13 protein-coding genes and 3 tRNA genes are annotated in these 19,691 nt (G+C 65.4%); all 16 read left to right on the plus strand.

Going from position 1 to position 19,691, the window contains the following annotated elements:
- Positions 1-39: 39 nt before the first annotated feature.
- The 16 genes from rpoC (at position 40) to ACTU6V_RS06085 (ending at position 19,673) form a co-directional block, all read left to right on the plus strand.
- Positions 40-3,915, plus strand: a complete 3,876-nt coding sequence (rpoC, locus tag ACTU6V_RS06010) for a DNA-directed RNA polymerase subunit beta' (protein ID WP_443467470.1) — start codon at positions 40-42, stop codon at positions 3,913-3,915.
- A 173-nt stretch (positions 3,916-4,088) separates the two neighbouring features.
- Entirely contained in the window at positions 4,089-5,006 is a 918-nt protein-coding gene (locus tag ACTU6V_RS06015) for a carbohydrate kinase family protein (RefSeq protein WP_443467469.1), read from the plus strand.
- 87 nt (positions 5,007-5,093) lie between these two features.
- Positions 5,094-5,178, plus strand: a tRNA-Tyr gene (locus ACTU6V_RS06020).
- 108 nt (positions 5,179-5,286) lie between these two features.
- Positions 5,287-6,171 (plus strand): bile acid:sodium symporter family protein, encoded by an 885-nt coding sequence (locus tag ACTU6V_RS06025; RefSeq protein ID WP_443475194.1) that lies wholly within the window; start codon positions 5,287-5,289, stop codon positions 6,169-6,171.
- 81 nt (positions 6,172-6,252) lie between these two features.
- Positions 6,253-7,131 (plus strand): formate dehydrogenase accessory sulfurtransferase FdhD, encoded by an 879-nt coding sequence (gene fdhD / locus ACTU6V_RS06030; protein ID WP_443475195.1) that lies wholly within the window; start codon positions 6,253-6,255, stop codon positions 7,129-7,131.
- Complete coding sequence (locus ACTU6V_RS06035) at positions 7,128-9,479, plus strand: FdhF/YdeP family oxidoreductase (RefSeq protein WP_443475196.1); 2,352 nt, start codon at positions 7,128-7,130, stop codon at positions 9,477-9,479. Before fdhD ends, ACTU6V_RS06035 begins: the two co-directional genes overlap by 4 nt.
- A 130-nt stretch (positions 9,480-9,609) precedes the next feature.
- Positions 9,610-10,332 (plus strand): cohesin domain-containing protein, encoded by a 723-nt coding sequence (locus ACTU6V_RS06040; protein WP_443475197.1) that lies wholly within the window; start codon positions 9,610-9,612, stop codon positions 10,330-10,332.
- Complete coding sequence (locus tag ACTU6V_RS06045; protein WP_443467464.1) at positions 10,329-12,203, plus strand: amidase family protein; 1,875 nt, start codon at positions 10,329-10,331, stop codon at positions 12,201-12,203. Before ACTU6V_RS06040 ends, ACTU6V_RS06045 begins: the two co-directional genes overlap by 4 nt.
- A gap of 159 nt (positions 12,204-12,362) precedes the next feature.
- Entirely contained in the window at positions 12,363-13,160 is a 798-nt protein-coding gene (locus tag ACTU6V_RS06050; RefSeq protein ID WP_443467463.1) for an enoyl-CoA hydratase/isomerase family protein, read from the plus strand.
- Positions 13,161-13,256: 96 nt separating this feature from the next.
- A complete protein-coding gene (locus ACTU6V_RS06055) occupies positions 13,257-14,432 on the plus strand; it encodes a hypothetical protein (protein ID WP_443475198.1) in 1,176 nt (391 codons plus the stop codon).
- Positions 14,429-15,238, plus strand: coding sequence for an inositol monophosphatase family protein (locus tag ACTU6V_RS06060; protein WP_443475199.1), 810 nt, complete (start codon positions 14,429-14,431; stop codon positions 15,236-15,238). The genes ACTU6V_RS06055 and ACTU6V_RS06060 overlap by 4 nt, the downstream gene beginning before the upstream one ends.
- A 183-nt stretch (positions 15,239-15,421) precedes the next feature.
- Positions 15,422-16,507 carry a M23 family metallopeptidase gene (locus ACTU6V_RS06065; protein ID WP_443475200.1) on the plus strand — a complete coding sequence of 362 codons (1,086 nt, stop codon included), beginning with the start codon at positions 15,422-15,424 and terminating at the stop codon, positions 16,505-16,507.
- A gap of 50 nt (positions 16,508-16,557) precedes the next feature.
- Positions 16,558-16,629, plus strand: a tRNA-Thr gene (locus ACTU6V_RS06070).
- Positions 16,630-16,662: 33 nt separating this feature from the next.
- A tRNA-Met gene (locus tag ACTU6V_RS06075) sits at positions 16,663-16,736 on the plus strand.
- 403 nt (positions 16,737-17,139) lie between these two features.
- On the plus strand, positions 17,140-18,663 hold the full coding sequence (locus tag ACTU6V_RS06080) for an alpha/beta hydrolase (RefSeq protein ID WP_443467459.1): 1,524 nt from the start codon (positions 17,140-17,142) through the stop codon (positions 18,661-18,663).
- Positions 18,664-18,749: 86 nt separating this feature from the next.
- On the plus strand, positions 18,750-19,673 hold the full coding sequence (locus tag ACTU6V_RS06085) for a helix-turn-helix domain-containing protein (RefSeq protein WP_443475201.1): 924 nt from the start codon (positions 18,750-18,752) through the stop codon (positions 19,671-19,673).
- The last annotated feature ends 18 nt before the right edge of the window (positions 19,674-19,691 follow it).

Below are 19,691 nucleotides of genomic sequence, written 5' to 3' on the forward strand. Positions count from 1 at the left end.
ACCGGGTCCCTAAAAATTTATTGAGACACAGGAGAACTAGTGCTCGAGTCAAACACCTTCGATGAGCTTCGCATCGGCCTGGCCACCGCAGACGACATCCGCGGATGGTCCTACGGTGAGGTGAAGAAGCCCGAAACAATCAACTACCGCACCCTCAAGCCCGAGAAGGACGGTCTGTTCGGCGAGCAGATCTTCGGACCTTCCCGCGACTGGGAGTGTGCGTGCGGCAAGTACAAGCGCGTCCGCTTCAAGGGCATCGTGTGCGAGCGCTGCGGCGTGGAGGTCACCAAGAGCTCCGTCCGTCGCGAGCGCATGGGGCACATTGAGCTGGCTGCACCCGTCACGCACATCTGGTACTTCAAGGGCGTCCCCTCACGCCTCGGGTACCTGCTCGACATGGCGCCGAAGGACCTCGAGAAGGTCATCTACTTCGCCGCGTACATGGTCATCTCGGTCGATGAGGATGCTCGTCACCGCGACCTGGCCACGCAGGAGAACAACGTCCGCCTCGAGCTGAAGACGCTGGGAGATCGTCGCGACGCGAAGATCGCCGAGCGCCTCACCAAGCTTGAGGAAGAGCTCGCGGCCCTTGAGGCCGAGGGCGCCAAGGCCGACGCCAAGAAGAAGGTGAAGGACGCAGCGGAGAAGGAGATGAACCTTATCCGCAAGGGCGCCGACGAGGCGATCGCCAAGCTCGAGCGCGTGTGGGAAGACTTCCGCACGCTCGAGGTCGGCGCACTTCGCCCGGAGGACGACGTCTTCCACGAGCTGCAGGACCGTTTCGGTCAGTACTTCGAGGCCCACATGGGCGCGGAGTCGATCCAGCGTCGCCTCGCCGCCTTCGATCTGAAGACCGAGGCGGAGAACTTGCGTCTGCAGATCTCTGAGGGCAAGGGCCAGCGCAAGATCCGTGCGATCAAGCGCCTGAAGGTCGTCAGCTCGTTCCTGGAGACCGGTATGTCCCCGGCATCCATGGTTCTCGATGTCGTTCCGGTCATCCCGCCGGAGTTGCGCCCGATGGTGCAGCTCGACGGTGGTCGCTTCGCGACCAGTGACCTCAACGACCTCTACCGTCGTGTGATCAACCGCAACAACCGCCTCCGTCGTCTGATCGATCTCGGTGCCCCTGAGATCATCGTCAACAACGAGAAGCGCATGCTGCAGGAGGCCGTCGACGCGCTGTTCGACAACGGCCGCCGCGGTCGCCCCGTCACCGGCACCGGAAACCGTGCACTGAAGTCCCTCAGCGACATGCTGAAGGGCAAGCAGGGTCGTTTCCGCCAGAACCTGCTCGGAAAGCGCGTCGACTACTCTGGCCGTTCGGTCATCGTCGTCGGCCCGCAGCTGCAGCTGCACCAGTGTGGTCTGCCCAAGCAGATGGCTCTGGAGCTCTTCAAGCCGTTCGTGATCAAGCGCCTGATCGACCTCGGTCACTCGCAGAACATCAAGGCTGCCAAGCGCGCCGTCGAGCGCACCCGTCCCGAGGTCTGGGACGTGCTCGAGGAGATCATCCGCGAGCGTCCTGTGCTGCTCAACCGTGCACCCACCCTGCACCGTCTGGGCATCCAGGCGTTCGAGCCGCAGCTCGTCGAGGGCAAGGCCATCCAGCTTCACCCGCTCGTCTGTGCAGCCTTCAACGCTGACTTCGACGGTGACCAGATGGCTGTGCACCTGCCGCTGTCGGTCGAGGCTCAGGCCGAGGCCCGCGTGCTGATGCTCGCATCGAACAACATCCTGAAGCCTTCTGATGGCCGTCCGGTCACCCTGCCTTCGCAGGACATGATCATCGGCCTCCACCACCTCACGGTGGTCAAGGAAGGCGCGAAGGGTGAGGGGCGTGCGTTCGGCTCGGTCTCCGAGGCGATCCTGGCCAAGGACGAGGGAACCCTCGACCTGCAGGCCAAGGTCCGCATCCGCATCCCTGGCATGGCATTCCTCGAGGGCGAAGCCCCTGAGGGCTACGAGAAGCACCACCTGGTGGACGCGTCTCTCGGCCAGGCGATCTTCAACGCCACGCTGCCCAAGGGTTACCCGTTCGTCCGCGAGCCCGCTGACAAGGGCAAGCTGTCGCAGATCGTCAACAAGCTGGCCGAGGAGTACCCCAAGGTCGAGACTGCTGCGACGCTGGACCGCATCAAGGACGCCGGTTTCTACTGGGCCACGCGCTCGGGTGTGACCGTTGCCCTCAGCGACATCCTCACTCCTCCGAACAAGAAGGAGATCGTCGGCCGTTACGAGAAGCTGGCCGCGAAGGTTCAGTCCCAGTACGAGAAGGGCCTCACCACCGACGCCGAGCGTCGTCAGGAGCTCATCAAGATCTGGACCGAGGCAACCGACGAGGTTCAGGTCGCGATGCGCGAGAACTTCCCTGAGGACAACACCATCAACCGCATGGTGTCCTCCGGTGCTCGTGGTAACTGGCTGCAGATCCGCAACATCGCGGGTATGCGAGGCCTGGTGAACAACCCGAAGGGTGAGATCATCCCTCGCCCGATCATCTCCTCGTACCGCGAGGGGCTGTCGGTCGCGGAGTACTTCATCGCGACGCACGGTACCCGTAAGGGTCTGGCTGACACCGCTCTGCGTACCGCCGACTCGGGTTACCTGACCCGTCGTCTGGTGGACGTCTCGCAGGACGTCATCATCCGCGAAGAGGACTGCGGCACGTCGAAGGGTCTCGAGCTCCCGATCGCTGCTCCGAACTCGCAGGGTGAGCTCGTGCGCGACGCGAACGTCGAGAACTCGGTGTTCGCTCGTACGCTGGCGTCTGACGTCGTCAGCGAGTCGGGCGAGGTTCTCGCTTCGGCTGGTGACGACGTCGGAGACGTGCTGATCGACAAGCTCGTCGCCCTCGGTGTCGACAACATCAAGGTGCGCTCGGTGCTGACGTGCGACTCGGCTGTCGGTGTCTGCGCGCAGTGCTACGGCCGCTCGCTCGCAACCGGTAAGACCGTCGACATCGGAGAGGCAGTCGGTATCATCGCCGCACAGTCGATCGGTGAGCCCGGTACCCAGCTGACGATGCGTACCTTCCACACCGGTGGTTCTGCATCGGCGGACGACATCACCCAGGGTCTGCCTCGTGTGCAGGAGCTCTTCGAGGCTCGTACGCCCAAGGGGGCATCTCCGATCGCCGAGGCCGATGGTCGCATCACGATCGATGAGAACGACAAGGGCAAGAAGGTCATCCTCACGCCCGACAACGGCGATGAAGAGGTCATCTACCCGGTGCTGAGGCGTGCAACGCTTCTCGTCGAGGACGGCCAGCACGTCACCGTCGGTCAGCCGATCCTGGTCGGCACGCTGGACCCCAAGGAGGTCATGCGTGTCATGGGCGCCCGCGAGGTGCAGCGTTACCTCGTCAACGGCGTCCAGGGCGTTTACCGCTCGCAGGGTGTGCCGATCCACGACAAGCACATCGAGGTCATCGTTCGCCAGATGCTCCGCAAGGTCACTGTCGTCGATCACGCCGACACGAACCTGCTGCCGGGTGAGATGGTCGACCTCAAGCGCTACCAGGCGATCAACCGTGAGACTGTGGCAGAGGGTAAGCGCCCCGCGTCCGGCCGCTCGGAGCTGATGGGTATCACCAAGGCGTCGCTTGCGACCGAGTCGTGGCTGTCGGCCGCCTCGTTCCAGGAGACGACCCGCGTGCTCACCGAGGCTGCGATGCAGGGCAAGCGCGACCCGCTGGTCGGTCTCAAGGAGAACGTCATCATCGGTAAGCTCATCCCCGCTGGAACCGGTCTGTCGAAGTACCGCGACATCACTGTCGAGGCGACGGAAGAGGCCAAGAGCGAGCGCTACCCGAACCGGATCTTCGCATCCGACGGAGCGTACGCCGAGGGTGACTTCGGTTACGTCGACTTCGACGCGTTCTCGACCGATGACGTGACGCCTGGTACCTATAACTGAGCGTGACTGATTGAGAAGGCCCCGCACCTCTTCGGAGGTGCGGGGTTTTTTCGTGCTCCCCACCCCCCGCGTTGGCCGGGCAAGTCCCGTTCAGGTCGCGAATTGTGCCGCTTTCAGCCGCGCAGAGCGACACATATTGCGACCGGGACGAGGGATACGGGCAGAATGAGGGGATGCTGACGTCCCCGCGCGCCGTCGTGATCGGTGATGCCCTGATCGACGAGATCCACGACGCCGGCGGCATCCGGGAGCTGGTGGGCGGAGCAGCCCTCAACGTCGCCGTCGGCATGCGCCGCCTTGGCGTCCAGACGAGCCTGGTCGCGATGGTGGGCGATGATGAGGCGGGCGAGCACATTCGCGAGTACCTTGTCGATCACGACGTGCAGCTGATCGAGAGCGTGGCCCCGCGCGGATCGTCGCGTGCCGTCGTGCAGCGGGATGCTGGCGGAGAACCGACCTACGTCTTCAATGAGGCGGCCCAGCGGCGCAGCATCCGCTATGGCAAACCCGCGCGGCAGTCGATTGCCGCAGCGGACCTCGTCGTGATCAGCTGTTTCCCCTTCGACAACCCGGTCGAAGTCGATGCGCTCGTCGCGGCCCTCGGAGACGCACGCGTCGCGATCGATCCGAATCCGCGGACCGGCATGCTCCGCAGCAGAGACGAATTCGTGCGCGGATTCGAGCGTGTGGCTTCAGGTGCAGCAATCGTCAAGGTCGGTGCCGATGACGCACGGCTTCTCTATGACGGCGATCTCGAGCGGCTCCGCACCCGACTCCGAGAACTGGGTTCCGAAGCCGTGCTCGCGACGGCAGGCAAGGAAGGCGCGGTGCTCGACGTGGATTCCGGCACGCTCACGGCGTCGATCGTCGACCTGCCTGGCCCCATCATCGACACGGTGGGGGCGGGGGATGCGACTCTTGCGAGCGTTGCCGAAGGCCTCGTCGATGCGCGTCCAGCGTCCGCCGAACAGTGGCAAGCGCTGCTGGATAGCGCCATGGAAGTCGCCGCGGCCACCTGTCGTTCTGAGGGCGGATTGCTGCGCACTGCAGGCTCTCTCGCCGACGCAGAAAGAGGCGTCCACGGCAGCTGAGGGCTCGATTTCTTAGCCTCGCTTCTGGCAGGTATGATTGATACTCGCGCCCCCGGTTGGCTGGAAAAGCTGGACGGGTGTGCATCTGGCAAGTTACCCAAGTGGCCAAAGGGAGCTGACTGTAAATCAGCCTGCATCGCATTCACTGGTTCGAATCCAGTACTTGCCACCACTGAAGAAAGCCCCGCACATGCGGGGCTTTCTTCGTTTCACCAGGCATTCTCCCGCTGATCGAACGAATGCGTGACACCGAGCCCTGAGATCGGCCACACTGAGTCCTATGGGATCAGCGTTGACCACCATCGGATTACCCGTCGCCCTCGGCATCATCATGCTGGGTCTCGGGCTCAGCCTCACGCTCGCCGACTTCCGCCGTGTGCTCAAGCAGCCCAAGGCGGTGCTCATCGCTCTGCTGTGCCAATTGGTGGTGCTGCCGGCGCTCTGCTTCGGTCTCGTGGTGCTGTTTCAGCTGCCGCCGGTGCTGGCCGTGGGCATGATGATGCTCGCGGCATCGCCGGGAGGGACGACGGCGAACCTCTACAGCCATCTGTTCCGCGGCGATATCGCCTTGAACATCTCGCTCACGGCGGTGAACTCGGTCATCGCCGTGATCACGCTGCCTGTGATCACGAACCTCGCGATCATGTACTTCCAGCCGTTCGACGACCAGCTGGGCCTGCAGTGGTCGAAGGCACTCGAGGTGTTCGCGATCGTGCTGCTCCCAGTTGCGCTCGGCATGTTGATCCGCCGGCTGTGGCCGAGGTTCGCCGATGGGATGGACCGCCCGGTGCGGATCGCGAGCATCATCATCCTCATCGTGGTGATCGCCGGTGCGGTGGCGTCGAACTGGGCCCTGCTGGTCGACAACTTCGCGCGACTCGCGCTGATCACGATGGTCTTCTGCCTCATCAGCCTGGCGCTCGGCTACCTGGTTCCGCGCCTGCTGCGGATCGGGCGACGTCAGGCCATCGCGACCTCGTTCGAGATCGGCATCCACAACGCCACTCTTGCGATCGTGATCGCCCAGAGCGTCCTCGGCTCGGTCGAGCTGAGCCTTCCTGCCGCGGTCTACGGCGTCCTGATGTTCTTCATCGCATTCGGGTTCGGGTTCCTCATTCGCGACAGAAGCCTCAGCCGCGACCCCGCGCAGGCTCCCGCTTCGTAGACTGGGTGGTGCGAGAGCCGTACAGCGACTCCGCAAGCGCGCCGATCAGGCGAGCACGTCGACGGAGACGAAGGAGATGGTATGGGTCGTATCGTCACCAGACGACCGGTGCTGAAGATCGCACTGGGGCATCCGCCCACTCGCCGGGTCGACACCCTCGCCGTCGAGGAGCCGCTCGAGATCCGCGTCGGCGCCACTGGGCTCGCGGTCACCATGCGCACTCCCGGCAACGACGTCGAACTCGCGGCCGGCTTTCTCGTCTCCGAGGGCGTCATCGCCGAAGGCGCCGAGTTCCGCTCGGCAATCCACTGCGGCGGCCCCGGCACCGGTGGTGAAGAGAACACCTACAACGTTCTCGATGTCACTCTTGCTCCCGGGGTGGCACCGCCCGCCCCCGAACTGCGCCGCGAGTTCTACACGACCAGCTCCTGCGGCATCTGCGGCAAGGCGAGTATCGATGCGGTGCGGACCATCTCACATCATCTGCTCACTCATGACGACGCGTCGGTGACCGCCGAGGCGCTCGCAGAGTTCCCGGTGCGTCTGCGCGCGCATCAGAGCGCGTTCGACAAGACCGGTGGCCTGCATGCCGCAGCCCTGTTCGATGTCGACACCGGCGAGATGCTCGTGCTGCGCGAAGACGTCGGCCGGCACAACGCCGTCGACAAGGTGATCGGCTGGGCAGTCCTTCAGAATCGCCTTCCCCTGCGCGGCACGGTTCTGCAGGTCTCGGGACGCGCGAGCTTCGAACTCGTCCAGAAGGCGACGATGGCCGGCATCCCGATTCTTGCGGCCGTCTCGGCGCCGTCGTCGCTGGCGGCAGAACTCGCGGACTCGCTCGGCCTCACCCTGATCGGGTTCCTGCGCGGCCGGTCGATGAACGTCTACACGCATGCGGAACGGGTGTCGGTGAGCGATGCCGCAGAATCCGGATGGCTGAGAGAAGGAAGCGCCTCATGACGAGCGTCAGCGAGAACCCGCGGCCGGGAACTGCCTTCGGCCTCATATCGGACGTGCCGCGCCAGGGCGGGTACGGGCCGGTAACGACCAAGCAGTGGTCGCAGGAGGACTACACCCATCCCGTTGCTGCCTGGGGTGCGGCGCTGTCGGTCGGACAGGTGCTGCTCCGCGAGCGCCAGCCGGTGACCGGGGCGCTGGCCATGCTCACGATGAACCATCCCATCAAGGGCTTCGACTGCCCTGGGTGCGCGTGGCCGGACGACCAGAAGGGCCTGAAGCTCGACATCTGCGAGAACGGCATGAAGCACGTCACGTGGGAGATGACGCACAAGCGCGTAGGACCGGCGTTCTTCGCGAAGCACACGGTGACGGAGCTGGCCGAGTGGACCGATTACGAACTCGAGAACGCAGGACGCCTCACCGAGCCGATGGTCTACGACGCCGAGCTCGACCGCTATGTGCCGATCAGCTGGGATGACGCGTTCACCCTGATCGGCGAGGAGCTGCGTGGTCTCGACAGCCCAGATGAAGCGACCTTCTACACGTCGGGAAGGCTCAGCAACGAGGCATCCTTCCTGTACCAGCTGATGATCCGCGAATACGGCACGAACAACATGCCTGACTGCTCGAACATGTGCCACGAGGCATCCGGTCGTGCCTTGACGGCATCCATCGGGTCGGGAAAGGGCACGACGACCGTCGAGGACTGGGAGCAGACCGACGCGCTGTTCCTGCTCGGAGTCAACGCCGCTTCCAACGCGCCGCGGATGCTGACGGCGCTGTCGAACGCCGTGAAGAACGGCGCACAGGTCGTGCATGTGAACCCGCTCATCGAGGCGGCATCCCGGCGGACGACCGTGCCGCACGATTTCGTCGACATGGCGCTGTTCAAGACGCATGAGACCGGAACGCTTGATCTGCAGGTGCGTCCGGGCGGAGACATGGCGCTCATGCGCGGCATCGCGAAGGTCGTCTTCGAGGCGGCGGAGACGGATGCTGCGGCACTGGACGCTGCGTTCCTCGAACGCTTCGCGCAAGGGCTCGCGGAGTACCGCGCGCTGGTGGAAGCCACCAGCTGGGACGATCTCGTCATCCAGTCGGGGCTCAGCGAGGAGCAGATCCGTGCGGCAGGTGCCATCTATCTGAAGGCCGACAGCGCGATCGTGAGCTGGTGCCTCGGCATCAGCCAGCATGAGCACGCCGTCGACATGGTCCGCGAGATCGTCAACGTGCTGCTGCTGCGCGGCAACATCGGGCGCCCCGGCGCAGGACCCGCTCCGGTCCGCGGTCACAGCAACGTGCAGGGCAACCGCACCTGCGGCATCAACCACCACTCGCCTGCGTGGCTGCTCGACAAGCTCGACGAAGTCTGCGGCATCACCTCTCCACGCCGGCCCGGACTCGACACCGTCGGAAGCATCCACCAGATGCACGCGGGGGCGGTGAAAGTGTTCGTGGGGCTGGGCGGCAACTTCGTCACCGCCGCACCCGATACAGTGTTCACCGCCGAGGCGATGAGCAGTTGCCGGCTCACGGTGCAGGTGAGCACGAAGCTCAACCGCAGCCACATCGTGCACGGGGCCAAGGCCCTGATCCTGCCGTGCCTGGCACGCACCGAACGCGATGACCAGTCGAGCGGGCGGCAGGGGCAGACCGTCGAGGATGCCATGAGCATGGTTCATCTGTCGGTCGGCGGGCGAAAGCCGGCATCCGATCGTCTGCTCTCCGAACCCGACATCATCGCCCGCATGGCGCGGGCGACCATCCCCGACAGCGCGACGCCGTGGGAGGAGTACGTCGCCGACTACGCGCGCATCCGAGATGTGATGGCCAGAGTCCTCCCCGGTTTCGATGGCTTCAACGAGCTCATTGCTACACCGAACGGATTCCGGATTCCGCAGCCCGCGCGCGAGCGCGACTTCCGCACGCCGACCGCGCGGGCGATGTTCTCTGCCGCACCGCTGCACGATGTGCGCCCGCCCGCAGAGGACATGCTCGTGCTGCAGACCATGCGCGCACACGACCAGTGGAACACCACGATCTACACCGCGAATGACCGCTACCGCGGGGTGAAGAACCTGCGCGAGCTGATCTTCCTGCATGCGGAGGACATGCGCGAGCGCGGTATCGCGACGGGTGACGTCGTCGACATCGTCTCCACATCGAAGGACGGCACAGAGCGGCGCCTGCGCCGCTACCGTGCCATCGCCTATGACCTGCCGCGGGGGAGTGCGGCCGGCTACATGCCCGAGATGAACGTGCTGATCGGTCCGAACGACTTCAGTGCGCAGAGCGATCAGCCGCTGATGAAGAGCATCAACATCCGGGTGGGACCGTCTGCGGCGTAGGCGAAACCTGCTGGCAACAATCCGACATCACGGCGACATCTGTGCCTGAGAGGGTGTGCCTGAAGCGGTCGCTTCCGATGGGGTGAGCGTTCGATCGTTTCATCATGTTCCCTGGAAGGACGGCTCCGGCATGCCCCGAAGCACCCCGATACACCCCGTGCCCAGACGCCGGCTGGCGACGATCACCACCTCGGTGCTCGTCGGACTCGCCGCACTCACCATCGCGCCCGCAGCGTATGCCGCGAGCGTCACGGCTGTGGCTGTCGCAGCCCCCGCAGACGTGACGGTCGGCGACAACTTTGCGGTCACCGTGACGGTCGCAGGTTCCGCAGATCTGTTCGCCTACGAGGCAGAGGTGGAGTTCGACGAGTCCGTCATCACCTTCGTACCCGACAGTGACGAATATCCGGACGGCGGATTCGGCGCCGCAGCCGCGTCGACGGATTCGGTCGCCCTCACCTACACGCGCTTGGGGAGTTCCCCGGGGCTGGCTGGCGATCTCATCATCGCCACGCTCGAGTTCACGGCCGTGGCCGAGGGAGATGCCGCGTTGTCGGTCCCGACACTCACACTCGTCGGCACTGATGGCGTCGCTACGGCGTTCACGGATGTGACCGTTGATGCGGTGATGGTCGCCGAACCCACACCCCCCACTCCGACGCCGACGACACCGCCCGTCACCGAAGGTGGCGGAGGCGGCGGCAATAGCCCGACCGACAAGATCGATGGCGACCTCGCCTCCACCGGTGGAAGCACCGAGATGGTCGGCGTGCTGATCGGCGCGGCCCTCGCGGCCATCGCAGCAGGCGTCGTTCTCTTCGCCCGCCGTGCTCGCAAGGGAGCTGTCCGATGACCGAAAGCATCCCCACCTCGTCGATGAAGTCTGCGGGAAGGAACCACCGAGTGCGTAACGCGAAACGACTCACCGCCGCGTCCGTTGCGATCGTGTCGATGGGTGGCGCGTTCTTCGCGACCGTGCCCGCGAGCGCGGAGACGACGGATGCTTCGACGGCACTGCTCATGCCGTTCTACACCGAGAAGGATCTGACCGGGGATGCCCAGGTCACCGTCGCGGACCTCGAGGTGCTCGCCGACAGCCTGGGCGATACCGCCGGCTCCGTGGGATGGGACGCGCTCGCGGGCTGGGACTTCGACGGCGATGGGAAGCTCAGCGTCACTGACCTCGCTGGCCTCTCACAGCGCATGGTGTACGACGACGGCCCGTTCGAGCTCGTTGAAGCGAGCGTCCTTGACATGCAGGCTGCGATGAATGCCGGGGTCACCACCTCGGTTGCGATCACGCAGCAGTATCTCGCCCGGATTGCAGCCTACGACCGCACGCTGATCGACATCGCTGCGGGTGGACGCGCGCTGAACTCGATCATCAGCACGAGCGACGCGGCGCTCTCGGCGGCGGCCGCCGCCGACGCCGAGCGCGCGTCGAACGGCATGATGAGCATGCTGTTGGGTGTGCCGGTGGCCGTCAAGGACAACTACAACACGACCGACATGGCCACGACCGCCGGGTGCGGATGCTGGGATGACAACTGGACGGCCGACGACGCGACGATGGTCACGGGCCTCCGCGAGAGCGGAGCAGTGCTCCTCGCGAAGACGAGTCTCGATGAGTTCGCCTACGGCTTCGAGTCGCAGTTCTCGGCGAACCAGGAGACCGGCGCGGCACTCTACGTTGCGAGCCCCTACGTCACCGAACGGACCGCTGGCGGATCCAGCGGTGGCACGGGAGCCGCGATCGCCGCGAACCTCGTGGGCATCGGCTTCGGCACCGACACCGGAGGATCCATCCGCGTTCCATCGTCGTACAACCAGCTCGTCGGCATCCGTCCGACTGTGGGGCTCGCCAGCCGTGACGGGATCGTGCCGCTCGCGCTCACCCAGGATACTGGCGGACCGATGGCCCGATCCGTGATCGATGCGGCAGTCGCGCTCGATGCCGTCGTCGGCGTCGACGAGAACGACCCTGTGACGGCGGCGCAGGCAGGACACGTGCCCGTCTCGTACACGGAGTATCTCGACGCGAACGCGCTCGAGGGCGCGCAGATCGGGTATATCCCGTCGATGCTCGGCACCAACCCGACGACTCTGCGTCTGTGGGCTGAGACGAAGGCGCTGATGGAAGCTCAGGGTGCGACAATCGTCGAGATCGCCGCACCGGAGTGGTTCTCGCGCGTGCTCGGTGAGGGAAGCGGAAGCACGAACGAATTCCGCCACGATCTGACTGAGTACGTCGATGCATATCTCGCGCCGGAAGTGGCGGCTCGCACGATCGAGCAGATCGTCGAGTCCGGGCGCTTCGTGACGTCGCGTCAGCGCACCTACGAGAGCCGCGCGCAGGTCACCGAGGAGACTTACCTCGCGTGGGCAGGGCCGGACGGCAGCCACAGCACGGCGCTTGCCGCGTTCAAGGTGCAGATGACCGGGGTCCTCGATGAGCGGGGACTGGATGCGATGGTCTATCCCAGCGGCAACCCCTACGGCACCGTGGGCAACAACCTGCGGCTGAGCCCGAACACCGGTATGCCGGCGGTGACCGTCCCCATGGGACAGGCGATCGAGGCTGATGGCACCATCACCGGCGCCGGCGTCAACCTCGAGATCTTCGGGCGCGACTTCGCCGAGGGTGAGCTGCTCGGCTTCGCCTACGCGATCGAACAGGCAAACCAGGCGCGGACTGCCCCGTCTCTGTACGGTCCGCTCGGCTGATTCGAACAACGAACGAGGCCCCACGACGCAGACGTGGGGCCTCGTGCTGTGCGTCACGTTGGGGATCCGCACGACGGAAGAACGTATTCCTCGGACTACGATGCCGGGGTCCACGGTCGCGGCTAGGCTGACGGAGTCCGCGCTTCGAAGGAGATGCCCATGAGCGATGCCATCCTGTTGTCGATCGATGAGGGGCTCGCGCGCCTCACTCTGAACCGTCCCGCACGGCTGAACGCCTTCAACGAGGATCTCGCGGTGGCATGGCGGGATGCGACGATAGAGGCGACGTCGAGAGATGATGTGCGGGCGATTCTGCTCGATGCATCCGGCCCGTCCTTCTGCGCCGGCGGCGACGTGATCGAGATGGCCACGTCGATGGCAGACGGCGGTCCGCTCACCGCGCTCGCCGGTGTCATCAACGAGGGGATCCGGGCTCTCACCGAGTCGTCGGTCCCCGTGGTGGCCGCCGCGCACGGCACGACGGCAGGCGGAGGCCTGGGCATTCTGCTCTGCACGGACTACGCCGTGATCGGTGGACGCTCGAAGATCGGCAGCCTGTACGCGAACATCGGCCTCACGCCCGACCTGTCGGTCTCGGCGCATCTGGCGGATGCTGTCGGCCAGCGTCGCGCGCTTCAGCTGGTGCTGCAGGACCGCCTGCTCAGCGCCGAAGAGGCTCTCGAATGGGGTCTGGTCGCCGAGGTGGTCAGCGGGTCGGATGCTGCAGACGAGGCCGAGCGCGTGCGTGCACGCGCGGAGGAGATCGCACGGTTCTGGCTCGCGGGCGCCGCGCGCGCGTACGGGCAGGCGAAGCGGCTGGTCCGTTCGCAGCCGGCGCGCAGCTTCGCGGACCAGCTCGCCGAAGAGGCCCGTTCGATCGGGGCATCCTTCGACACGCCCGATGCGAAGGCGCGGGTCGCGGCGTTCGCTGCGCAGTCGGCGAAGAAAGCTCGCTGAGATCCTCGACGAGTTACTCACAACCGCCCGGATGCCCGTCGTGCAGACGCCGTCGCATGCGAGGATGAGTGCAACGCTGACGACGAGGAGATCATGATGTCAGAGATCAATCACGCCCAGTCGAAGCCGGGTGCGTCACTGCTGATCCGTGGCGCGATCTGGATCGCCATCGGCGCCCTGATCGCTGCGGCGCTGGTCTGCGTCGTGTGGGTGCTCATCGGCGACCAGAACGGCATCATCGGGCGAGCGTTCCTCACGATCCTCCTGCTCGCGGGATTCGCGGGGATCGCAATCCTCGAAGCAGGTCTGGCGGCCCGTCGCCCTGACTGGCTGGCGCTTGCCAGCATGATCACCTGGATCGTCGCGCTCATCGCGGGTGCCATCAAGATCTGGCTTCCGAGTGAGCCCTACGAGTACGCCGGCGGCGCCGGTCGCTTCTTCATGTTGCTCGTCATCGTGGGCGTTCTGCAGCTCGCGCTGCTGCACGTGCGGCTGTTCACCCCCGCCGCGCAGCGGTACGTCACAACGTTCACACGCGTCATCTACTACGTCACCATCGCGATGCTGGTGCTGCTCGTGGCGATGCTCGTCATCTTCCTGACGCTCCCAGACACCTTCGACTACAGCGAGCTGTACTGGCGCATCGTGGTCGCGCTCGCGATCCTCGCCGCTGTCGGCACGACTCTGATTCCGCTGCTGAACGCCCTGTTCGCCCCGAAAAAGCCTGCGTCGGCTGGCCGTTACGCGCCGGTGCAGGCGTACGCTCCCGCCCTCGCGGCGCCCACCGCCCCCGCTGGGTCTGCGGCGCAGCAATGGCCGACGTACGCCGATGGAGTCACTCCGCTGCCGGTTCTTTCGGACGGATCCCCGGACTGGAACGCGTATTACACCGGGTATCCGACGCAGATCGCGCTGCAGGCGCCGTCCGGTCAGCACGCGCCTGTAGGCCTCGTCTCCTCTCCGGATGCTCCGATCGGTCCAGATGGTTTCCCGGTGCCTCCTGCCGGAGCGCCAGCCGCGCACGATGGCATCCTGGGCGAATCGGCGTGGCAGTTCCCCACGCCGCAGGCCCCTCCCGTGCAGGCTTCTCCCGTGCAGGCCGACCTCGACGCGACCCACGAGCGGATGCCGCAGCCACCAGCAGTGCCACCCGTGCCGCCGATGCCAGAGCAGCCTGCTGCTCCTGAGCAGCCTGCTGCGCCACAAGAGCCGCCGATCGCGCCCCCGGCGCCCGGCGCGTTCCCGCCTCCGCCTCCGGCGCCGCACCAGTGAGCGGCGTGGTGTCGGTCGACCCCGCACGGTTGCGAGAGCTCGCGGCAGACATCGCCCGTGAAGCGGGAGCCCTCGCTCGGCAGCGCCGGGCGGCTGGCGTCTCTCTTGCGGCGACCAAGACGAACCTGGCAGACATCGTCACCGAGGCTGACCGCGAGGTCGAAGATCTCATCCGCACGAGACTCGCGGCCGAGCGCCCCGGCGATGGCTTTCTGGGCGAGGAATCTGGTGCCGCCGTATCGACGACCGGGGTGACCTGGGTCGTGGATCCGATCGACGGCACAGTGAACTACGCCTATGGCATGCCGATGTACAACGTGAGCATCGCCGCAGTGCAGGGCGGTACCGTTCCTGGTGGCTGGCAGGCGCTCGCCGCAGCCGTGCACGCGCCGGCGCTGGGGGAGCTGTTCGAAGCATCCCATGGCGGCGGTGCCTGGCTCGCCGGTGAGAAGCTCGCGGTGACGACAGAGACCCCGGCGGGAGCGCTGCTGGCGACCGGGTTCGGCTACGACCCCGCGACGCACGACGGCGACATCGCCACCGTGCGCGAAGTGATGCCGCTCGCGCGTGATCTTCGACGGATGGGGGCCGCTGCGCTCGACCTCGCGTACGTCGCAGCAGGGCGTCTGGACGGGTACTTCGAACGCGGGCTCAATCCCTGGGACTTCGCTGCGGGCGCGCTGCTCGTGCAAGAGGCCGGCGGCATGGTGAGCTGGCTGGACGCGGCATCCGCTCGTCCGATGACGGTCGCTGCCGGCCCCGCGCTGCACGCGCGGCTGCTGAGTGTTCTTTCCGACGAAAAGTAATGGTGAAAGGCATGTCATTGTCGACGTCGCCAAGGTAGTGTTTTTGTAATCGTTACCTTCGTGCTACCCACACGAAGGCGCCCCCGCTGACGACTGCCCGAGAGTTCTGTTTTGCCCTTTGATTCCTCCCTCGCTGGCCCTGCGCCCACGCGTCGTTCGCGACGTCGCGCTGCAGAAGCCACGGTGGATGCCGCTACCGCTGCCGTGCCGCTGTCGCGGCGTGCGCTGCGTGAGCTTCGACAGGGTGAGGATGTTGCGTCCGAGAGCGTTGAGCGCGAGCCTGTGGTCGTTGAGCCTGCTCCTCTGACGAGGGCGAGCATCAGGCGAGCGCGAGCCGAGCAGTCGCAGGCTGAGCCGGCGAGCTGCGAAGACGGAGTCGATTCATTCAACTCGGCATGCCGAGCGTTCCTCGCCGTCCCGCCGAGTCTGCCCGTCTACGTGACCGGCGCCGGAGCAGCTGAGCCGCGGGATCTGAGCGCGTTCCGCTCGGCGCCGCTGCCGATGCCGGAGGAGCGCACGAGAAGCAGGTTCCTCACTGTTGGTGCCTCGGTCGGCATCATGGGCGTCGCCGGTCTGCTCGCGGTGTCGATGACGCTGCCGGCGGGGGCCGTGGCTGCGGCTCAGAGTGCGCAGTCCTCGGTAGCGGCGTCGCTTGTCGCAGCATCCGAACAGCGCGGATCAGGAATCCGCGGGGACGAGATCCAGGCGTTCGTCGCGTCGTCGGACCTGCAGAATGGCACGATCGAACGCGCCGATAAGTTCTCGACCGCGTCGCTGATCGACATCGCGCATGAGCAGGGCATCGACTATTCGACGTCGGTCTACACGAACGATCCGGATGCCGCGATTCAGTGGCCCTTCATGGTGGGCGTCGGCATGAGCTACGGCTACGGCATGCGCGACGGGCGCCTGCATGAGGGCTTGGATCTCGTCCCGGGCGATGGTGCGCCGGTTCAGGCGATTGCGGGCGGTACCGTCCGGATCGCGACCGAGACCGGGGGTAACTACGGTGTCACCGTCTACATCGATCACATGATCGACGGCGACCTGGTCACCAGCCACTACTCGCACATGCAGTACGGATCTCTGCTCGTCAAGGCGGGGCAGATGGTCGAGGTCGGCGACGTCATCGGCAAGGTGGGCAACACCGGTCGTTCGTTCGGAGCGCACCTGCATTTCGAGCTGATCATCGATGGAGCGACCATCGATCCGCTCCCGTGGCTACAGGAAAATGCTGGTCGCTATGACGGGGTCGTCCCGGTTTCGTGAGAACGCCGAAGTGATGGTATTCTCGTGTGGTTGCCTTCACGGGTGACAGCGCCCCGATAGCTCAGTGGTAGAGCACTTCCATGGTAAGGAAGGGGTCGTCAGTTCAATCCTGACTCGGGGCTCGCAGCATCCTTTCTTTTGATCGGATGTCGTGCGGCAGGGTAGCTCAGTTGGTGAGAGCGCACGACTCATAATCGTGAGGTCGCGGGTTCAAGCCCCGCTCCTGCTACAGATGAAAACCCCCGGGAAGTCGGGGGTTTTGTCGTATGTCGGGCGCGTCGTCGCGGGGCCAGTCCGCCACGTCTCCGGCATTGCGAGAAGAATTTCCCGGCTCCGAACGCACCTTAAGCCGGGAAATTCTTCTCGCAATGGGGGCGGGCGCGTTTCTGTGCCGGTTTTGTACCCGTTTCATACGCCCGATGGGGCACGGTCCGGCTCCGGCCGGCGACACCACTTTGGCATTCGCACCTACGGAAACGGCAGGGCTGGCTGTCCTGCGCGACGCAATTCGCGCGTCCCCCGCGCAATTCGCGCTGAGATCGGCGCTCGTCGCTGTGCGGCAGCTCCGTGTCCTGGACGATGGCAGGATAACGAAAATCGCCTATGACAGGCGTGCGTCTGAGGGAGACAGTATGCGTGAGAGTACGACGAAGCGAACTATTCGGGTGGCCGCGCTGCTCGCCGTCGCCGGACTAGCAATGACCGCCTGTTCCACGGGCGCGGAGTCGAAAGCGAGCGATGTGCAGGCCGAGTCCTTCGCCGAAGTGTACGCGCAGACCATCGACTGGGCAGAGTGCGGCGCCGATTTCGGTATGACCGATGACCTCGTCGGGGTGATGGAGTCGATGGGCGGGGATGCTGATGCCTTCGAATGCGCCATGATCGCGGCGCCGTTCGACTGGAACGATCCCGACAATTCTGAGACGATCGAGCTCGCGGTGACGCGGCGCGGTGCTACCGGCGACGCCGAGAAGCTCGGCACACTGTTCGGCAATCCCGGTGGACCCGGTGCGAGTGGGCTGGCCTACACGTTCGGGATAGCCCTGTCGCCCGGCTTCGATAAGATCACGGCGCAGTACGACCTCTTCGGCTTCGATCCGCGCGGTATCGGCCGGAGCACACCTCTCGAGTGCGATGGAGTCTCGGACGTCTTCGAGATCAACCTTGCCGTTTGCGCCGCGGATCAGCCGCTCGCGGCTTCGATCGGTACCTCGCAGGTCGCTCGAGACATGGAACTCATGCGCCATCTGGTGAACGACGACACGTTGAACTACCTCGGATACTCATACGGCACCATGCTCGGTGCGACGTATTCGACGCTGTTCCCCGAGAATGTCGGACGCATGGTTCTCGATAGTGCGGAGGCCGCGCAATGGGCTGGGCTGATCGGCTCGTTCAACCAGCAGTTCGCGATCGCGACTCAGGTCGTCGAACTGTTCGCTCAATGCGGCGCCGCATACAACGCGGCGTCGTGCCCGATCACGTCTGAGGCGGAATACCTCGCAGTGATGGACACACTCGCGGCCGAGCCGCTCCTCGCCAGCGATGGCTCCGAGCTCACAAGCTCGACGTTGCACGGTTACCTCACTACGGCGCTGTATAAGCGCGGCGCTGGGCGTACCGAAGCGCTCGAGACGGTCGCTGGCGTGCTCGCGGGCGACCAGGCTCAGATCGACGACCTCGTCGCAGCGATGACCGGCGGCGGTGCGAGTGTCAGTCTTGCGGGAACGGTCGTGCGTTGCCATTCCTTCCCCGATGATCCCAACATCATCGGTCTGCTTGACCACATCAACGAGATGGGCATGCCCGTGCTGTATGGTGGCCCCGAGATCACGGACGAATCCCTCCGTCCGTTCACAAATCTTGGCTGCGACGCGCTCCCCGGGAGCGGAGACGACATCACCGACACCTTCACCGGATCGCCCGATGCCACCGTGCTGGTTGTGGGGATCACCGGCGACCACGCGACCCCCTATGAGGGAGCGCAGGAGCTCACCCGGCAGCTCGGCAATGCCAGGCTCGTCACCCTCGAAGGGGCGGGACATGGCGCTTCCTTCACTGGGCGCTCTGTGTGCGTCGACGACGTGATCACCGGCTACCTGCTCTCTGGTGACCTGCCGGAAGACGGGCTCGTCTGCTCCGACGACCAGGGGTGATCGACACGTCACGCCGCTCCCTGCAGCGGAGCGGCGTGGCTCGTCGGGCTGTCCGGTGATCACTCATTCAGGGGTAGCATGAACGGGTGTACCCTCAGACCGCCCCCGAAGTAGAGGGCCTGGAAGAACGTTCGATCACTCTGTACGGCAGTCGCGACCTCGCCAAGATCGGAGTTCGCGGGGTCAGCGGTGAGCTGAGCATGAACGCCAGGGTGCGTGCGTTCGGTGCGATCCTCGTCATCGGTGTGAGCGGCTCCCCGAGCGAGATCGAACGGCGACCGATCCGTCCTGACTTGCCCACCATCGACATCATCTTCGTTCACCAGGGCGAGTTCGAGTATCTGCACTCCGGAGTCTGGGTCGCGTCGAGCAGTCCGCTGATCATTGCGTCAAGCGGCCTGCCCAACCGGGTACGGTTCGTGAGCGACTGGCGCTTCGTCGTTGCGCGGGTGCCCCGCGAACAGATGGTGCAGTTCGTGCCGATGCTCGGCGACGACGCTCGATTCTTCGACGAACTCAGCGTGTCCGAGCGCGCGATGGGGGCGTTTCTCACGCAATCCGTCGAGAGCGAGCAACCGGTGTCGCCGGGCGACAGTCAGACGGTCGATCGGATGGTGCTCGAGATGGCGGGGTCAGTCCTCCGCGCGCGTCAGGGAACGAACCCGCCGTCGGGCTCGCCCCGCGCCGCCGCGCGCGATCGCGCTATGGCGACGATCTCCGCGGACAGCTCGGACCCTCGACTCGACCCAGCCGGGGTAGCCAGAGCCGTCGGCATGTCCCTGCGGCACCTGCAAGTGATCTTCGCCGAGGCTGGCACGTCAATCGCCGGTGAGATCCGCCGCGAACGCGCGCGGATCTCACGTTCGATTCTGCAGGACTCGCGGTTCGATCACTTGACCATCGGTGACGTCTCGGCGAGGGCCGGGTTCGGATCGAGCGACAGTATGCGCAGGGCTCTGGAAGACATCTATCGGCTGACCCCGCGAGAGCTGCGCATCGGTCGCGCCTGATCAGCGCTGCCACGCATA

Source organism: Microbacterium zouquanmingi, assembly GCF_052266675.1.
In the GTDB taxonomy this organism is placed as follows: Bacteria; Actinomycetota; Actinomycetes; order Actinomycetales; family Microbacteriaceae; genus Microbacterium.